General features: G+C 68.4%; 2 protein-coding genes. One reads left to right on the top strand and one right to left on the bottom strand.

What is annotated here, in order from left to right; all coding sequences use genetic code 11:
• A partial coding sequence (locus AC1DWF_RS34245) for an epoxyqueuosine reductase QueH (protein ID WP_476842935.1) occupies positions 1 to 357 on the top strand: 357 nt, incomplete at its 5' end.
• On the opposite strand, the gene AC1DWF_RS34240 is transcribed toward AC1DWF_RS34245, so the two are convergent.
• On the bottom strand, positions 333 to 729 hold a 397-nt coding region (locus AC1DWF_RS34240), incomplete at its 5' end, for a winged helix-turn-helix domain-containing protein (RefSeq protein WP_476842934.1). The genes AC1DWF_RS34245 and AC1DWF_RS34240 overlap by 25 nt on opposite strands.

The raw sequence follows: 729 nt of genomic DNA, 5'->3' as shown, positions 1-729 counted from the left end.
CTCTATGCCCACGAGAACGGGTTCCCGGTGATGACGAGCTCGCTCGGCATCTCCCGCTGGAAGAACATGGCGCAGATCAACGAGAGCGGCGCCCGCGTCACCGCCCCCTATGACGGGCTGACCTATTGGGACTTCAACTGGCGCAAGGGCGGCGGCGCGTCGCGGATRATCGAGATCTCCAAGCGCGAGCGCTTCTACCAGCAGGAATATTGCGGCTGCATCTACTCGCTTCGCGACACCAACCGGCACCGCCGGGAGACGGGGCGACGGCCGATCGAATTGGGCAAGCTGTTCTACGGTGACTCAGACGTCGAAGACGCCCCGGCCGCCCCTCAGGGAAACCCGACGAACACGTAGCCGAAGGTCCTGATGGCCTGGATCGAGACGAACTCGCTCGTCTCGGGCTCGATCTTCCGGCGCAGGTTCTTCACGATCGTGTCCACCGCGCGGTCGCCCACGCGGAAGGGCCGCCCGAAGACCTGCCGGCACAGCTCCGCCCGGCTGACCGGATTGCCCTTCGCCGCATGCAGCATGTGCAGCGTCTCGAACTCCGCATTGGTCAGGGAGCAGACCGCGCCGCCAGGCTGCCGGAGCACCCGCCGCTCCGTGTCGAGGAGCCAGGCCGGGCGCGCGGGCTCCATGGAGGCCGGCGCGTCGCCCTCGCGGCGGCGGCGGCGCAGGACGGAGCGGATGCGGGCCAGCATCTCCCGCGGCGTGATGGTCTTCTCC

The sequence above is a fragment of the Aminobacter sp. P4_D5 genome (genome assembly GCF_056401815.1).
The sequence above is the reverse complement of the archived record's forward strand: the minus strand, read 5'-3'. Positions and strand labels throughout refer to the sequence as shown.